This window comes from Vibrio sp. McD22-P3, from assembly GCF_021568915.1.
Taxonomy (GTDB): Bacteria; Pseudomonadota; Gammaproteobacteria; order Enterobacterales; family Vibrionaceae; genus Vibrio; species Vibrio mediterranei.
This window is the reverse complement of sequence record NZ_JAKGTN010000007.1, coordinates 31813-45176: the sequence shown is the minus strand read 5'-3', so window position 1 is coordinate 45176 and position 13364 is coordinate 31813. Positions and strand designations below refer to the sequence as shown.

Below are 13364 nucleotides of genomic sequence, written 5' to 3'. Positions count from 1 at the left end.
ACGGGCTGGCGGTGAACATTCACCGCCACGCTATAGCGGAGAACATCATGACCACAAGAGTTGAACTAAACCCTGATACCTGGACGGAGATTTCAAGTGCTGCCGCTGGGTATATGGATAACGAAGGTCAGAGCATCGTGAAGTATCGCGTTGAAGATGCGCCCCCTTCAGATGCTGAGACATGGGGACATAAGCTTGATCTTGAAAAAGGCATTGGTTGGTCACGTGCTGTTGCCAAACCTATTTTTGGCCGCACCGTGACTCAAAAAGGCTTCGTCATTGTGACTGAGGGGTAAGTATGTTTTTCGAGGGCCCACCACTCATTGCGCAGAGCGCACCGCCAGCACCAGAGTCTGTATTGCTTATGCGTGCTAGTTATGTGACTCAAGATGCAAACGATCTAAAACAAACACTGGCTGCCAACAATACACCTGAGACTATCCAGTTCAATCAGATCCCTTTGGCCTCCCCAGACTTAACACTGGATTTAGCCACTGGAGAAGTCACTGCATTGAAGGATTTCAATGGGATGGCAAGCCTGAATGTCTCAATTCTTCGTGAGCTTTCCGGTGCTGGAAACACTGACTGGGGCATGTTTATTGAAGTTTTTGATACGGGAAGCAGTCAATGGGTGCCTTATGAAGGCAGTTTGCGCCCTATTACGTTGGACAGTCAATCAACCAATGAGAAGCGTTCTGTTGATTATTCAGTCTCTGTATCGGTTCTTGCTGGTCAGAAGTTCCGATGGCGTCACTCAACCAGTGATGCAAGCCGAACGGTCTCGATTGTTTCATTTGCTGCTGTTAATGGGTTGCCAGCATCAGCAGGTGTGATCATGAGTTTCTGGGGCATTAAGCCTTAATTAAATCGTGTTTAAAAGGAGTTCACTGTGAGTGGAACTAAAAACGCAACTACCCAAAAAAAACCTCGCGCCGCAAAACCTGCCGATGGAGACGCTGCTGCATCAATGGATGCAGATAAAGCCAAGGCAGCAGAGGAAGCCAAACAGAAAGCGTTAGACGAAGCAGAAGCAAAGTCAGCGGCGGAGGCTAAGGCTAAGCAAGATAAAGACAATGCTGATGCAGAAGCTTTATCAACCAAAGAGCCTGCGAATAGGCAGGATAGTCCACAGCCTGAATCTGACTCGTCGAAACCTGAAGAGGTGGAGAGTGACAAGCCGGAGCAACCTGCGTCGATGGCGGATTCAGACACAACTAAAGAAGGAGCATCGAAATATGACGCATTGGATTCAGAGAAAGTTACTGATGGTGATATTGGGGAGCATGTTGATGTGCTCGGTATTCTTGGTGCCTTTAAAGTTCGCGCTAAATCAGATCAAGGTTTTTGGCGCAGTGGTGTTAAGTTCCGTCGCCTTCAAGAAACCGTGGTGCTCGTGGTTGATGAAGAACCGAAAGATCAACCTGAAATCTTGGCTGCGGAAGATATCGACCCTGAGTTTGTGGTCTTTATGTCTACGGAAAAAGCTCAACGCGTGCACCGTGAACCCAACCTGGTTATTGAGGACGTCGAGTTAGAAGACGTCATCGACATCAAACAGTAAGCGAGTGAACCAAGATGGCAATCTATGCAACCAAACAAGACCTGATTGACCGTGATGAGCAGATGCTGTGGAACTTCGCGGTAGACCGTGACACAGGCGAACTCAACGACACCTGGATTAATCAGGCGTTAGACCAGGCTGATGAAGAAATTGACTCGTTCCTTGGTCGTCGTTATGTGCTGCCTTTGCCAACAGTGCCAGGCATGTTGAACAAGATTGCCATCACTATTGCGTTCTACTGGCTCGCTGACCGTGATCAACAAGCCACTAACCTTCTGGAAGAGCGTTACAAAATGCAATTGACCACTTTACGTGAGATTGCAGATGGCAAACGTGAACTTGGCCTACCAACGATTGAAGCCCCAGAAGAAAGCAGCGTGGGAAAAGTTGAGCTGATTCAAGAGAACGAACGCCAGTTTACCCGCAACAGCTTAAAAGGGGTGTTGTGATGAGTGCCAGTATTCAGGTGAGCGGAACACAGGAGCTTGAGCGTTACCAGCAACTCATTGACACGCTGGGTAACCCTAAACACAAGGCAGAGCTACTTGATTCACTGGGTGCGGTAGTCGAGAGCCAAACACGGAGACGCATTGCAGATGAAAAAACCTCACCGGATGGTCGTGCTTGGCCTGATTGGTCTGATGGTTATGCCAAGACACGGCATGGCAATCAGTCATTACTCCAGGGTGAAGGCGACTTGCTTGATTCGATTCAGTTCATCGTGGAGCGAAATCAAGTTCGAATTGGATCGCCCTTACCTTACTCAAGAGTTCCTCAAGATGGATTTTCAGGTGCGGTTCAAGTGGCTGCGCATACGCGCCTTGTCACACAAGCGTTCGGCAAAGCTTTGGCATTTCCAGTTTATCAATCGGTCAACGCATTCACTCGCATGATGAACATTCCACAGCGTGACTACCTTGGTCTTAGTCGAGACAACCAGACCGAAATCTACGCCGTGATTGGGGATTTTTGGCGTGAGCTGATGCAATAAGAGGATGGCTGAAATGACAACAAGACCCGACTTTAACACCATTGGCTCCACTGTGTGGGCCTGCAATGAAATCGTGAATTACCTGAAGCCTACATTGGAAGGTGGACAAAGGGAAATAGGTAAGGTTCAAACGGTAGAGCGCCATATAGGCCAATTCGATACGCCAGCCGATGTTAAACGCTGGCTATCAAATCGAGATGGCGGCGTTCGCATTGCTGCACTCAGAGTAGCGGAATACGACACCGTAGGTAATCGCCTGATTGGCAATGTCAATTTCGTTGCTTACATCTTTACCGCAGCCCAATACGGCTATGAGAAAGATACCCGTGCAGAAGTCATTACTGGAAGCTTAGTGCGAGCTCTGCTTGATAGAAGTGCACTTCCGAGCGCTTATAGCAAAGCAATGAATGTTCGCAGTGACAACCTTTACAACGGGAAAATTGATGAGCTTGGTGTTGCTATATGGTCTGTCACTTGGTCACAGCAGTGGTACTTGGATGAAGAGATTGATCTGAGTAAGTTGGATGACTTCTTAACCTTTGGTCTGAAAGGTGAAGTTGCAGAGGGCGCTCCCACGATTGAAGGTGAAGTGCCTCTACCTCAATAGTCATTAAGTTTTTAACGTTAACAACCATAGGACGTAAACCATGTCGTTAGGAAAGAAACTGATTTTCTTGAAACCGAAAAAGACCGAAGTGCCAGTGCGCAAGCCAGAGGGTGGTTTCCTGGCAGAAGGTGGTGAAGATGTCGAACGCAGTGCTTATTGGCTGCGCCGCATTAAAGATGGCGATGTTCTTCAACCCTCTGATGAAGAAGTCGAAGCCATCAAAAAAGCCCGTGCTGACGAGAAAGCCAAGCAACTCGAACAGCAGAAAAAAGCGGCAAAAGCCAAACCACAAACAGATAAAGGAGAATAAGCATGTCATTAGGCTCAATTCCTAACGATATTCGAGTCCCCCTCGTGTATATCGAGATCGATAACAGCCAGGCTCTGACCGGAACAGCTGCCCTTGCGCAGAAAGTGTTAGTGCTTGGTCAACAGCTTGCCAGTGGCAGCGCTACACCATTGACACTCAATCGCATCACAACCAGTGAAAGCCAAATGGACGACCTGTATGGCAAGGGTTCAATGATGGCATTAGAGCTGAAGAAGTTTCGCAAGAACAATCAGTTCACTGATGTGTACGCACTTGGCGTTGCAGACCTAGCCGCTACCGCAGCAAAAGGGGAAATCTCCGTTACCACCACAACGGTGAAGGCAGGTGTGATCTACTTACTGATTGCAGGTGAAAGTGTGCAAGTGACGGTTAAAGATACCGATGATGCAGATTCAATTGCGACGGCCATCATTGCGAAAGTCACGGCAAACGAAAACTTACCTGTTACCGCTGCGCTGAAATCGGGTGAAACCTCAATCGTTGAGTTGACTTGTAAATGGACAGGTATCACGGGTAACGACATTGATATCCGTTACAACTATTACGATGGTGAAGTGCTTCCTGGTGGTGTCACGCTTGCGGTGACCGCCATGGCAACGGGCGCAGGAACGCCAGATATGAGTGCGGTTATCGCTGCCATTCCGAACGAATGGTACAACCATATAGTGATGCCGTTTAATGATACCCAGTCGATGAATGACTTGCGTGATGAGCTTGTCAGTCGTTGGGGGCCACTCAAGATGATTGAAGGTATTGCCTATACTGCGTTCCGTGGCACGTTTGCCGAAACTGGCGCATTTGGTCAGGCTCGCAATGACTTTTTATTTACCTGTATGGGCACCAACGATGCGCCTCAGTCTCCGTGGGAATGGGCAGCGGCTTACGCTGGCCGTGCTTCCTACTCTTTGGGTATTGACCCAGCACGCCCACTCCAGACGTTGGTATTAACGAGCTTGTTACCGCCAGCCAAGACCACACAGTGGGATATGACAGAACGTAACCTGCTACTTCACGATGGTATTGCGACCTACATGGTGACCGCTGGCAATGAAGTAGCTATTGAGCGTGAAGTTTCGATGTATCGAGAGAATAGCTTTGGCGACCCAGACCCAAGTTACCTTGATATTACAACGCCAGCGACCTTGGGGTACTTGCGTTATTCGCTGCGCACCTTAGTCACGAACCGTTTTCCTCGCCATAAACTGGCAAATGATGATGTGCTTGATCGCCTTGACCCAGGACAACCTGTGGTGACGCCTAAAATCATGCGCAACACCATTTTGGAGTTGGCAAATGATGACTGGGTTCCAGCTGGTCTCATGGAAGATTTTGATGGTTTCAAAGAAACCCTTGAGGTGTACCGAGACACCAGTGACCAGAACCGCCTGAACTGTGTGTTCAAGCCTGACATTGTTAACCAGTTCCGAGTCTTCGCGGCACTGATGCAGTTCAAACTTTAATAGGGAGTACGCACCATGGGACAAATCCTTGGTCAAGTTGTTATTCGAGCGAATAGCAAACAATTAAAAACAAAGAAGGGGTCGAATCTGAACCCTGGTGGCTTCAATCATGTTTCGCACTCTGGGCCAAACCGTATTTGGGGTAAATCAAAAGAGTTCGTGCCTTCTACGGTAGCAGTGGTCATTGCGGCAGATGAAGATGTCGATGTGGTGGAGATCAACAATATCACCGATGCCACGTTAACCTGGGAAGGTGATAACGGCGTGGACTATATGATCACTGGTGCGTCCCCCCAAGCGCCGTTTCAGTTGAGTGACTCCGGTGAGATTACGGGCACATTTGAAGGTAACCCAGCGGAGAAAATCTAATGGCAGTTCTTACTTTTGAACTTAAGGATGGCCTTAAATCGGGAGATAACACTGGATATGAAGTTGGCCTTCGAGAGCTCACTCCGAGAGATGTTTTTGACGCTCAATTGGCTTCTGAAAAGTTAGGGTTGATTGAGGGCCGTCCATACGCTTACACCAGTAATGTTCAAATGGGGATGGAATTACTGTGTCGTCAAGTGGAATTTATCGGGAAGATCCAAGGCCCATTCTCTGCAAAAGAATTGCTGAGATTGTCACAAGAGGATTTTAACCTTATCCAGTCAAAAGCTTCTGAGCTAGATGATGCAATGGTTCCAGAAGAAGTAACGGAGGCTCTCGAATCGCGGGGGCGACCTGAAATCGCTGACTAAACCGCTTAGAACCTTGCTCCTTAATATGGGAGCAAGGTATCCAGTCAGCGATTTAAAAGTCCTTCCTATCCGTCATATTTTTGAAATGCTACCGCCGCTTATCGAAGGAAAAGAGCATGGCTAAAAAACTTGAAACCGATATTGTTCTGAATTTGCAGGGCAATCTAGCCTCTAAAGCAAGTAAATACTCGCAATCAATATCCACTCTTGGGAAAAAAAGCCAAAGCGCATTCAATATGATGGAACAATCAGCTAAATCGGCAAGTAAAGGTATCGATACTTTTGGTAACCGTACTGTTCTTGGTGCGGGAGCAGTGGCTTTTGCATTTGAAAGAACATTTATTAAAACGGCTGCTGAGTTTGAACGTTATCAAGTAATGCTCAATAAGCTGCAAGGTTCAGAAGAAGGAGGAGCGAAAGCTTTAGAATGGATTGAAGACTTTACTCAAAACACCCCCTACGCAGTAAACGAAGTCACTCAGTCATTCGTAAAGCTTAAAGCTTTTGGCCTCGATCCTATGGATGGCACGATGCAAGCTATTGCCGACCAAGCCGCAATGATGGGTGGGACAGCTGAATCAGTAGATGGTATAGCGACAGCTCTTGGTCAAGCATGGACGAAAGGAAAGCTACAGGGTGAAGAAGCTCTTCAGATGTTGGAGCGTGGCGTTCCGGTTTGGGACTACCTTGTGCAGGCTAGTAAAGACCTAGGTAAAAATAACGGGCTCGGATATACGGCTGCGCAATTACAAGATATGGCAAGCAAGGGCCAGCTTACCCGAAACGCTATTAAAGATCTCATAGACCAAATGGGTAAATCTTCACAAGGTGCGGCTAAAAAGCAGATGGAGACATGGAACGGTATGATTTCCAACATGGGCGATCACTGGTCTGTTTTCCAAAAAGACGTAATGGAAAGCGGTGCGTTCGATGTATTAAAAGATGAGCTTGGTACTTTCCTTTCAATGCTTGATGAGATGAAAGAAACGGGTGAGTACGATGAACTTGTACAAACAGTAGGTAAAGATCTCGTTGAGGCTTTTAGAGCTGCTGCTGAGTTTGCTGGTGCCGTAAAGGAAGTTGGTCAAGAATTACTTCCAGTGCTGCGAGCCATTGGGAATGGCGCTTCAGCAATTAGCGATGCAGTTGGCGGATATGGCAACTTAGCTAAGATTTTAGCTTCAGTTTACGCCTTGAATAAAGCGATAAGAATTGGTGCTCCATTATTGAAAGGTGCAGCCGGACTTGTTGGCAAAGGCTCTGGTGGAAAAGCTGGAGAAATTGCAGAGAAGTTGGGGGCGATGCCTGTTTACGTCATTAATATGCCAAGTGGTGGCATGGGTGGTCTGTCTGGAGATGTTTCCGATACAACGGATTCGAAAAAAACAAAATCAAGTAAAACTGGTACTGCTTTAAAAGGCGCTGCTGCTGCGACAGTTATCTATCCGCTTGTAGATACTGTGCTTGATTCTTTAGTTGGAGATACTGATTTTGGTAAGTGGGCCAAAGCCACCAAACTTGCTGATGTTTTTCCCGGTGTATTTGGCTCATCAGATGCCAAACCTGCAAAGCAAACCGCGGTTAACCTCGCGAATGAATATTTAAATAAACAAAATCAACAAGGCTTACCTTCATACTTAACGGGCAATTACAACCAGATTGGCGGTCAATCTAATTATCCTGTTAGTGGGCAAGTAAATGTAAAAGTTGATGTCTCGGATGATAGGACTAAAACTTCCGTTACTTCATCATCTCCCACTATCCAAATCGACCCAGACACCGGCACAAATTAAAGGGGCTATAAATGGCATTTGAAGATCGTTTAATGGCCTCCGTTCGTGGGGTGGAATTCTTTCTAGATGAAGCAGACGGCGAATCTGGCCGTCGTGCTATTCCTCATGCTTACCCTAAAAAGGAAGTGGGTTATACCGAAGACAATGGCAAGGTCTTAACACAAGAGCGCATCAGTGGCCGCTGTGTGGGTGATGACTACATGCAGCAGCTCAGTGATATTTTGGAAGCTCTGAATAAGCCAGGGCCATGTGAGTTTATTCACCCTTGGTTTGGTGTACGTAAGGTTCAGATTGGTAAAGTTAGCCATAAACTGGTGAACAAAACTGATGGACTTGCCACCTTTAGCTTTGAAGTATTTGAGCAGGGTGAAAACCTGTTCCCTACCGCTAAACGTGATACGGCCAACCAGGTGCAAACCGAATCAGCCAAAGCACAAGATGCTGCAAACGATGCCTTTGAAAAGGACTTTGATGAGAGTGCAACTGAAGGCGTTGGCGATATGGTTGATCAGTTTCTTGATGACTTGGATGAGTTTACCCGTGGCTTGCCCTCTCTTCCTAGTGAGCTGCGTGAGTGGACTGACCGCCTTATGCGCACCAAAGACTCGATTGGTAACTTGTTGGCTTACCCTGGTGAACTGGCAAGAGAAACCATGGGCTTATTGGAAGACGTCAAAGGCGTAGTGACTGACCCTATCCGTGCGTTCGATGTTTACCAGAACGTGCAAAGCCGTTGGGAAGGTATGCGTGCCGAGTTGGCAGTCACAGGTGGTTTAAGTCGTAACATTGAAAGTGAAAACGGCTTTGCCAGCTCTGTTCCTGGTGTAGCGAACCCGACCAAACAAGCGGCGGTGCTTTCCAATGCGGATGCCTATAAGCGTCTTATTTTGAACTCTGCGGTGGTATCTAAAGCTTCAGCCATGGGTGAGGCAGACCTCAGTGTTGATCTTATCGACCAGGAAGAGAACATTGAAAGCCTATCCGGTGCTGAACGCAAGGCGGTATTAACAGGTCAACAGCTAAAGCAAACAGGCTATGACATTGCCAATGAACTTGCCGAGCGTTCTGCTGATGCAGTAGAGCTGGGTGACTCTGCTGTTTGGCGTCAGTTTCGATTGCTTCGCCAAGCGGTACTTGCGGATACTCGATCTCGTGCTGAGCTGCTTCCTCAACTTAGCGTCTACACGCCAGTGAGTACCGTTCCTGTCTCTTTGGTGGCATGGCAAGAGAACGCTGATACCGAAACGCGCCAAAGTATTGTGCGTCGTAATGGTTTGGCTAATCCTTCATTTATCCTGCCTTCAGATTCCGTAGAGGTTATTCGCTCATGACAACTCAATTGGATGAAATCCTTTTAAAGGCAGGCGGCAATGTTTATGGTGGCTGGACAAAAATCAATGTCACTCGTTCATTAGAAGCGATGTCAGGCTCGTTTGATTTGGAGTTGACGTGGAAGTGGCAGGATTCAGACGCTAAGTACCAAGCGTTCATGGAGCCGATTAAACAGGGTGAGCCTTGCGTTGTTGAGATTGGTGGTGAGCGCGTGATTACAGGATACGTCGATGACTGGGTGCCAAGTTATGATGCTAACCAAGTGATCATTTCTGTCAGTGGCCGAGATAAAACCGCTGACCTTGTGGATTGCTCTATAGATTACCCATCCGGCCAATTCAATAATCAGACGTTAACCCAGATTGCTCAAACCGTGTGTAAGCCTTTCGGTATCAAAGTGATCGTGAATACGGATGTAGGAGAAGCTTTTGCCCGCATCCAGATTGAACAAGGTGAAACACCTCATGAGCTGCTGGCACGTTTAGCCCGTCAGCGTGGCGTTCTGCTCACCAGTGATACCTATGGCAATTTGGTCATTACGCGAAGAAGCACACAGCGAGCAGGCGTATCACTGATACTGGGTGAGAACGTGAAAGCCGCTCGTGGTCGCTTTAGTTGGCGTCAGCGTTTTAGCAGCTTCACTATCAAGGCTGTAGGTGCAGCATTTGGATCATGGGACGACTCACCTTTGTCCACGGTGGGTGGTATCAAAGCCGAAGTGAAAGATGCAGAGATTAGCCGCTATCGCCCCATGATTATTGTCAATGAGGAAATCACAACCGCAGAGGGTGCAGCCAAGCGCGGTCAGTGGGAACGCCAGCGCAGCATTGCCAAAGCCAATGGTGCCGAGTATACGGTGACAGGGTGGCGCATTCCTCAAACGGGTAAGCTCTGGAACTTCAATACGCTTGTTCCCGTTCAGGATGAAATCATCGGTCTGGATGAAGCGCTGTTGATTGCTTCAGTTATGTTCAGTGAAGACGATGGGGGGCGTTTGGCTGTGATTAGCGTTGTGAATCCTGAAGCGTTCGATATTCCTGCTGAAGCCGAGAAGCAAACGAAAGTGGGAGGTGGTCAATGGTAACCATGAGACATATCGAGAAGTTACTTGCACCTATCAAGCGCCGTATCACTGGCATGGTCACCCGTGCGTTAGTCTCTGGTATTGTGGAAGACTTGCAGCGTCAGAATGTCCAGGTGCAGATCCATTCCGATGAGTCTGCGGATAACATCGAGCGCTTCCAGAACTACGGAATGAGCTCTGTCCCACCAACGGGAAGTGAAGCCATTCTTGCCGCTCTAGGTGGCAACCTTGGGAACCTGGTTGCGTTAGCCGTTGAAGACAAAAAAGTGCGACCAAAAGGTGAAATTGGCGATGTTTTTCTCTACCATTTGGAAGGTCACCAAATCAGGCTTACCAAGGATGGCAAGGTGGTAATAACAGCAACTGATGTGACTTTAGAATTAAGCAACTCCCTCACTATTATTTCCCCTGAAACATTAATTCAAGGCCCTTTGCATGTCACAGGTGGCATTTCAACGGACTTAGGTATTTTCGCCACTGGGGGCATTACGTCTGCCAGTGTTGTTGGCGGCTCAGACTTGACCGCTGGCAATATCAGCTACCTTGGTCACTTCCACAAAGACGCAGAGAACAGGAATACATCAGTACCAGTGGGTTAGTTATGAGCGTAAGCATTGTGTTCGACATGATGAAGAACACAGGAGTCATTATCGAGGGCGGAAGTGTCGCAGATGACACAGTTTCTGCCCTCGTTTTGATCTCACTGTTTACTGATGCTCGCGCTGAAGACTCTGATACCTTGCCTGACGATTCAGGCGACCTTCGCGGTTGGCCTGGGGACACTTTCTATGATGCACCATGGGGTTCAAAGCTTTGGCTCTTGTATCGAGAAAAGCTGACTACCGATGTGCGAAATCGCGCCGTGAAATACGCACAAGATGCGCTTGCCTGGATGCTTGTTGATAGCGGTGATGGTCAGATGGCAAAAAGTGTTACTGTCGTTGGTTCGATTCCCCGTTTTCAAACCTTGGCCTTGAATATCGATATTACCAAACCGGACGGTGAAGTGATTTCACTGACGGTTTCTAAACGATGGGAGGCGCAACGTGCCGTTTAACGTTCCGACGCTACGACAACTGATTGAAAGCGGTTTAATCGATATTGAAGCCTCGTTAGATGAGGTGCTTCCGAAATTTGGTATCGAGCAAGCGTTAAACTCTGCCGTAAGTGGCAGCGTTCGTGACCTTTACGACTACCAGACTTGGATCGTGCGTCAAATCATCCCGTCTACCGAGTCTGAAGACCAAACCATTATTGATGCGGCGCGTTATGAAGGCGTGATTCAAAAGCTTGCGACTAATGCCGCTGGCCCTGTAACGTTTGTCGGTGATGTGCCTATTCCTGTGGATACGGTGATGACGCATTCTGATGGGCGCTTGTATCGAGTCACGCTATCCAATGCGCCATCGGGTGGTAACGTGGTCGTTGAAGTGGAAGCTGAAGAAGCAGGAGCCGATGGCAATCTAGCCGCAGGTGAGACGCTTACTTTGGTTTCAACCGTGCCAGGTATTCAACCTAACGGCATCACTGGCGATATTTCAGGTGGTGCGGATATTGAGCCTGTCTCTCAGGTGTTAGAGCGCTTGCTGTTTCGCAAACGAAATCCACCTATGGGCGGTGCAGTGCATGACTATGTGGCTTGGTGCCGTGAAGTTGCAGGGGTGACTCGTGCATGGGCCATCGATGCCTACCAAGGTGGTTCAACGATGGGTTATGCGTTCGTCTTCGATGGGCGTCAGGACATTCTACCCACGGTGACAGATAAGCAAGTGATGAGTGCTTATATTTACCGCCATCAAGACCCAGCGACAGGGACAGATGTTGGCCGTCCAGCTGGTATCGAAGCCGTTGATATTGCTCTATCACTCAAGACTACCGATTTAGATATCAACTTGACCCCAGACACCACAGAACTTCGTGCCAGTGTTCAAACCAGTATTGATGGGTACTTTAAAACGCTCAGTCCTGGTAGCACGCTACTGGTGAGCGCAGTGCGTACTGCGATTGGTTCAGTGACTGGCGTCGAAGACTACACGCTAGACCTAAACGCAGACGTTCCTGCTGCATCGAATGAGTTACATGACCTCGGAGTGATCACATGGGCCACACCGTAGAGCAATGGACAAATTCGATAATGGCGCAAATGCCACGGGGTATCCTGTGGCAACGTTCTACATCATTAGATCTCTATAAGTACGCCGCAGGTTATGCGCCGCGACTGGAAGCAGCAGAAGTTAGTGCTGATAGTCTACGACTTGAAATGCGCCCTGAAACCACTCAGAAAATGATTGATGAGTGGGAAGTGTATCTGGGACTGCCTGAGTGTCAGGTGCAGAATAATACTTTTGAATCTCGCCGTGCCGCTGTGGTTGAAAAGTATCACCGTAAAGGTGGCTTGCAAGCATGGAACATCGACAAGCTAGGCGCTGATTTAGGGTTTGATATCGAGGTAGAAGAAATCTTCCCTCACCATTGTTTGCGTGGTTGTACTTATCCACTTTATGAAGAGAAGTACCGTCATCTCTTACGTATTCACGTCAAAGGCTTTACCCAAGCTTACGCTACCTGCCTAGACGATTGCTTAACCCCGTTAGTATCTCAAATCGCCGCTATTCTGGAATGTACCCTAAACCAGTTCAAGTTAGGTGGTAAATACTATGAATTCATCTATGAGGAGAGCGTGTAATGCATCCCTTAAATAATGGCTCTCAGGTCGAGAACGTGCCCGCACTCAAGCCAAGAGTCGGTTCGCCTGGTTACTTCAGTGAGAGCAATGACAATGGCGCACCAAGTTACCCAGGACAGGATTGGTTTAATGCAGTGATTCGAGAGTTTCAGACTGCATTATCGGCTAAAGGTGTTGCATTCGACCCAGACAAGTTCGATCACCTTCAGAAACTACTTGAAGCTTCAGCGGTTAACTCACTTCAATATCGCGTTGGTCAAAAGGCCGAAATCCACTCTGCGCAAATCCCTGATTGGTTATTGAAAGCTGATGGCTCCATTGTTTCAAGAACAATAGACGATGTGCTGTGGGCTCATGCGGCAGCCAGTGGACTTGTTATTGCGCAAGCGACTAAAGACGCTAATCCCGAACAGTACGCGATGTATTACGGTGATGGGGATGGCTCAACGACATTCAGCTTACCTAACTGGTACTTAGGTCATTTTGCTCGTGGTAATCCAGCTGGCGTAGTTTTAGGAGAGACTCTTGGAGACGCCATACGAAATATTGTTGGCAACTTTTCTGGTCGAAGAATATCTGATTTTGCTGGTACAGGGGTATTTTATTCATATAACACTCCAGCTACAGAAGATTCAGTTCAAGGCTCTACTAATAAACTCAATAACCAAGTAGGTTTTGATGCTTCACGAGTAGTTCCTACCGCCAATGAAAATAGACCTAAAGCAGGTCATGTCAATATTTGTATCGAACGTGGAAAAATCCCAGCATAGAGGTACCAA

Annotated in this window: 17 protein-coding genes and 1 pseudogene; all 18 read left to right on the top strand. The window is 47.8% G+C overall.

What is annotated here, in order from left to right:
- The first annotated feature begins 47 nt into the window (after window positions 1-47).
- Complete coding sequence (locus L2W36_RS09770) at window positions 48-296, top strand: hypothetical protein (RefSeq protein WP_236109919.1); 249 nt, start codon at window positions 48-50, stop codon at window positions 294-296.
- A gap of 2 nt (window positions 297-298) precedes the next feature.
- Window positions 299-862, top strand: a complete 564-nt coding sequence (locus L2W36_RS09765) for a hypothetical protein (protein WP_236109918.1) — start codon at window positions 299-301, stop codon at window positions 860-862.
- 27 nt (window positions 863-889) lie between these two features.
- Window positions 890-1561 carry a hypothetical protein gene (locus tag L2W36_RS09760; protein WP_236109917.1) on the top strand — a complete coding sequence of 224 codons (672 nt, stop codon included), beginning with the start codon at window positions 890-892 and terminating at the stop codon, window positions 1559-1561.
- A gap of 14 nt (window positions 1562-1575) precedes the next feature.
- Window positions 1576-2010, top strand: coding sequence for a gp436 family protein (locus L2W36_RS09755; RefSeq protein ID WP_236109916.1), 435 nt, complete (start codon window positions 1576-1578; stop codon window positions 2008-2010).
- Window positions 2010-2552: a phage virion morphogenesis protein gene (locus tag L2W36_RS09750; protein ID WP_236109915.1), complete on the top strand. Its 543-nt coding sequence runs from the start codon at window positions 2010-2012 to the stop codon at window positions 2550-2552. The genes L2W36_RS09755 and L2W36_RS09750 overlap by 1 nt, the downstream gene beginning before the upstream one ends.
- 13 nt (window positions 2553-2565) lie before the next feature.
- Window positions 2566-3159 carry a hypothetical protein gene (locus L2W36_RS09745; protein ID WP_236109914.1) on the top strand — a complete coding sequence of 198 codons (594 nt, stop codon included), beginning with the start codon at window positions 2566-2568 and terminating at the stop codon, window positions 3157-3159.
- 40 nt (window positions 3160-3199) lie between these two features.
- The gene (locus L2W36_RS09740; protein ID WP_236109913.1) at window positions 3200-3469 is read left to right on the top strand and encodes a DUF2635 domain-containing protein; all 270 of its coding nucleotides are present in this window, start codon (window positions 3200-3202) and stop codon (window positions 3467-3469) included.
- 2 nt (window positions 3470-3471) lie between these two features.
- Window positions 3472-4950, top strand: coding sequence for a phage tail sheath subtilisin-like domain-containing protein (locus L2W36_RS09735; protein WP_236109912.1), 1479 nt, complete (start codon window positions 3472-3474; stop codon window positions 4948-4950).
- Window positions 4951-4965: 15 nt separating this feature from the next.
- Window positions 4966-5319: a phage tail tube protein gene (locus L2W36_RS09730; RefSeq protein WP_236109911.1), complete on the top strand. Its 354-nt coding sequence runs from the start codon at window positions 4966-4968 to the stop codon at window positions 5317-5319.
- Window positions 5319-5690, top strand: a complete 372-nt coding sequence (locus L2W36_RS09725) for a phage tail assembly protein (protein ID WP_236109910.1) — start codon at window positions 5319-5321, stop codon at window positions 5688-5690. The genes L2W36_RS09730 and L2W36_RS09725 overlap by 1 nt, the downstream gene beginning before the upstream one ends.
- A 236-nt stretch (window positions 5691-5926) precedes the next feature.
- A pseudogene (locus L2W36_RS09720) lies at window positions 5927-6817 on the top strand (tape measure protein); the annotation flags it as partial.
- Between the two features lie 677 nt (window positions 6818-7494).
- Window positions 7495-8814, top strand: coding sequence for a DNA circularization protein (locus L2W36_RS09715; protein ID WP_236109909.1), 1320 nt, complete (start codon window positions 7495-7497; stop codon window positions 8812-8814).
- A complete protein-coding gene (locus tag L2W36_RS09710; protein ID WP_236109908.1) occupies window positions 8811-9899 on the top strand; it encodes a phage baseplate assembly protein in 1089 nt (362 codons plus the stop codon). The genes L2W36_RS09715 and L2W36_RS09710 overlap by 4 nt, the downstream gene beginning before the upstream one ends.
- Complete coding sequence (locus L2W36_RS09705; protein WP_236109907.1) at window positions 9893-10498, top strand: phage baseplate assembly protein V; 606 nt, start codon at window positions 9893-9895, stop codon at window positions 10496-10498. Before L2W36_RS09710 ends, L2W36_RS09705 begins: the two co-directional genes overlap by 7 nt.
- A 2-nt stretch (window positions 10499-10500) precedes the next feature.
- A complete protein-coding gene (locus L2W36_RS09700; RefSeq protein WP_038229063.1) occupies window positions 10501-10956 on the top strand; it encodes a phage GP46 family protein in 456 nt (151 codons plus the stop codon).
- A complete protein-coding gene (locus L2W36_RS09695; protein ID WP_236109906.1) occupies window positions 10946-12013 on the top strand; it encodes a baseplate J/gp47 family protein in 1068 nt (355 codons plus the stop codon). The genes L2W36_RS09700 and L2W36_RS09695 overlap by 11 nt, the downstream gene beginning before the upstream one ends.
- Complete coding sequence (locus L2W36_RS09690) at window positions 11998-12585, top strand: YmfQ family protein (protein ID WP_236109905.1); 588 nt, start codon at window positions 11998-12000, stop codon at window positions 12583-12585. The genes L2W36_RS09695 and L2W36_RS09690 overlap by 16 nt, the downstream gene beginning before the upstream one ends.
- Complete coding sequence (locus L2W36_RS09685) at window positions 12585-13355, top strand: hypothetical protein (RefSeq protein WP_236109904.1); 771 nt, start codon at window positions 12585-12587, stop codon at window positions 13353-13355. Before L2W36_RS09690 ends, L2W36_RS09685 begins: the two co-directional genes overlap by 1 nt.
- Window positions 13356-13364: the final 9 nt, after the last annotated feature.

Coding starts and splice junctions, on each gene's coding strand:
- L2W36_RS09770 (WP_236109919.1), top strand. CDS start 48: ATGACCACAAGAGTTGAACTAAACCCTGATACCTGGACGGAGATTTCA.
- L2W36_RS09765 (WP_236109918.1), top strand. CDS start 299: ATGTTTTTCGAGGGCCCACCACTCATTGCGCAGAGCGCACCGCCAGCA.
- L2W36_RS09755 (WP_236109916.1), top strand. CDS start 1,576: ATGGCAATCTATGCAACCAAACAAGACCTGATTGACCGTGATGAGCAG.
- L2W36_RS09750 (WP_236109915.1), top strand. CDS start 2,010: ATGAGTGCCAGTATTCAGGTGAGCGGAACACAGGAGCTTGAGCGTTAC.
- L2W36_RS09745 (WP_236109914.1), top strand. CDS start 2,566: ATGACAACAAGACCCGACTTTAACACCATTGGCTCCACTGTGTGGGCC.
- L2W36_RS09740 (WP_236109913.1), top strand. CDS start 3,200: ATGTCGTTAGGAAAGAAACTGATTTTCTTGAAACCGAAAAAGACCGAA.
- L2W36_RS09735 (WP_236109912.1), top strand. CDS start 3,472: ATGTCATTAGGCTCAATTCCTAACGATATTCGAGTCCCCCTCGTGTAT.
- L2W36_RS09730 (WP_236109911.1), top strand. CDS start 4,966: ATGGGACAAATCCTTGGTCAAGTTGTTATTCGAGCGAATAGCAAACAA.
- L2W36_RS09725 (WP_236109910.1), top strand. CDS start 5,319: ATGGCAGTTCTTACTTTTGAACTTAAGGATGGCCTTAAATCGGGAGAT.
- L2W36_RS09715 (WP_236109909.1), top strand. CDS start 7,495: ATGGCATTTGAAGATCGTTTAATGGCCTCCGTTCGTGGGGTGGAATTC.
- L2W36_RS09710 (WP_236109908.1), top strand. CDS start 8,811: ATGACAACTCAATTGGATGAAATCCTTTTAAAGGCAGGCGGCAATGTT.
- L2W36_RS09705 (WP_236109907.1), top strand. CDS start 9,893: ATGGTAACCATGAGACATATCGAGAAGTTACTTGCACCTATCAAGCGC.
- L2W36_RS09700 (WP_038229063.1), top strand. CDS start 10,501: ATGAGCGTAAGCATTGTGTTCGACATGATGAAGAACACAGGAGTCATT.
- L2W36_RS09690 (WP_236109905.1), top strand. CDS start 11,998: ATGGGCCACACCGTAGAGCAATGGACAAATTCGATAATGGCGCAAATG.
- L2W36_RS09685 (WP_236109904.1), top strand. CDS start 12,585: ATGCATCCCTTAAATAATGGCTCTCAGGTCGAGAACGTGCCCGCACTC.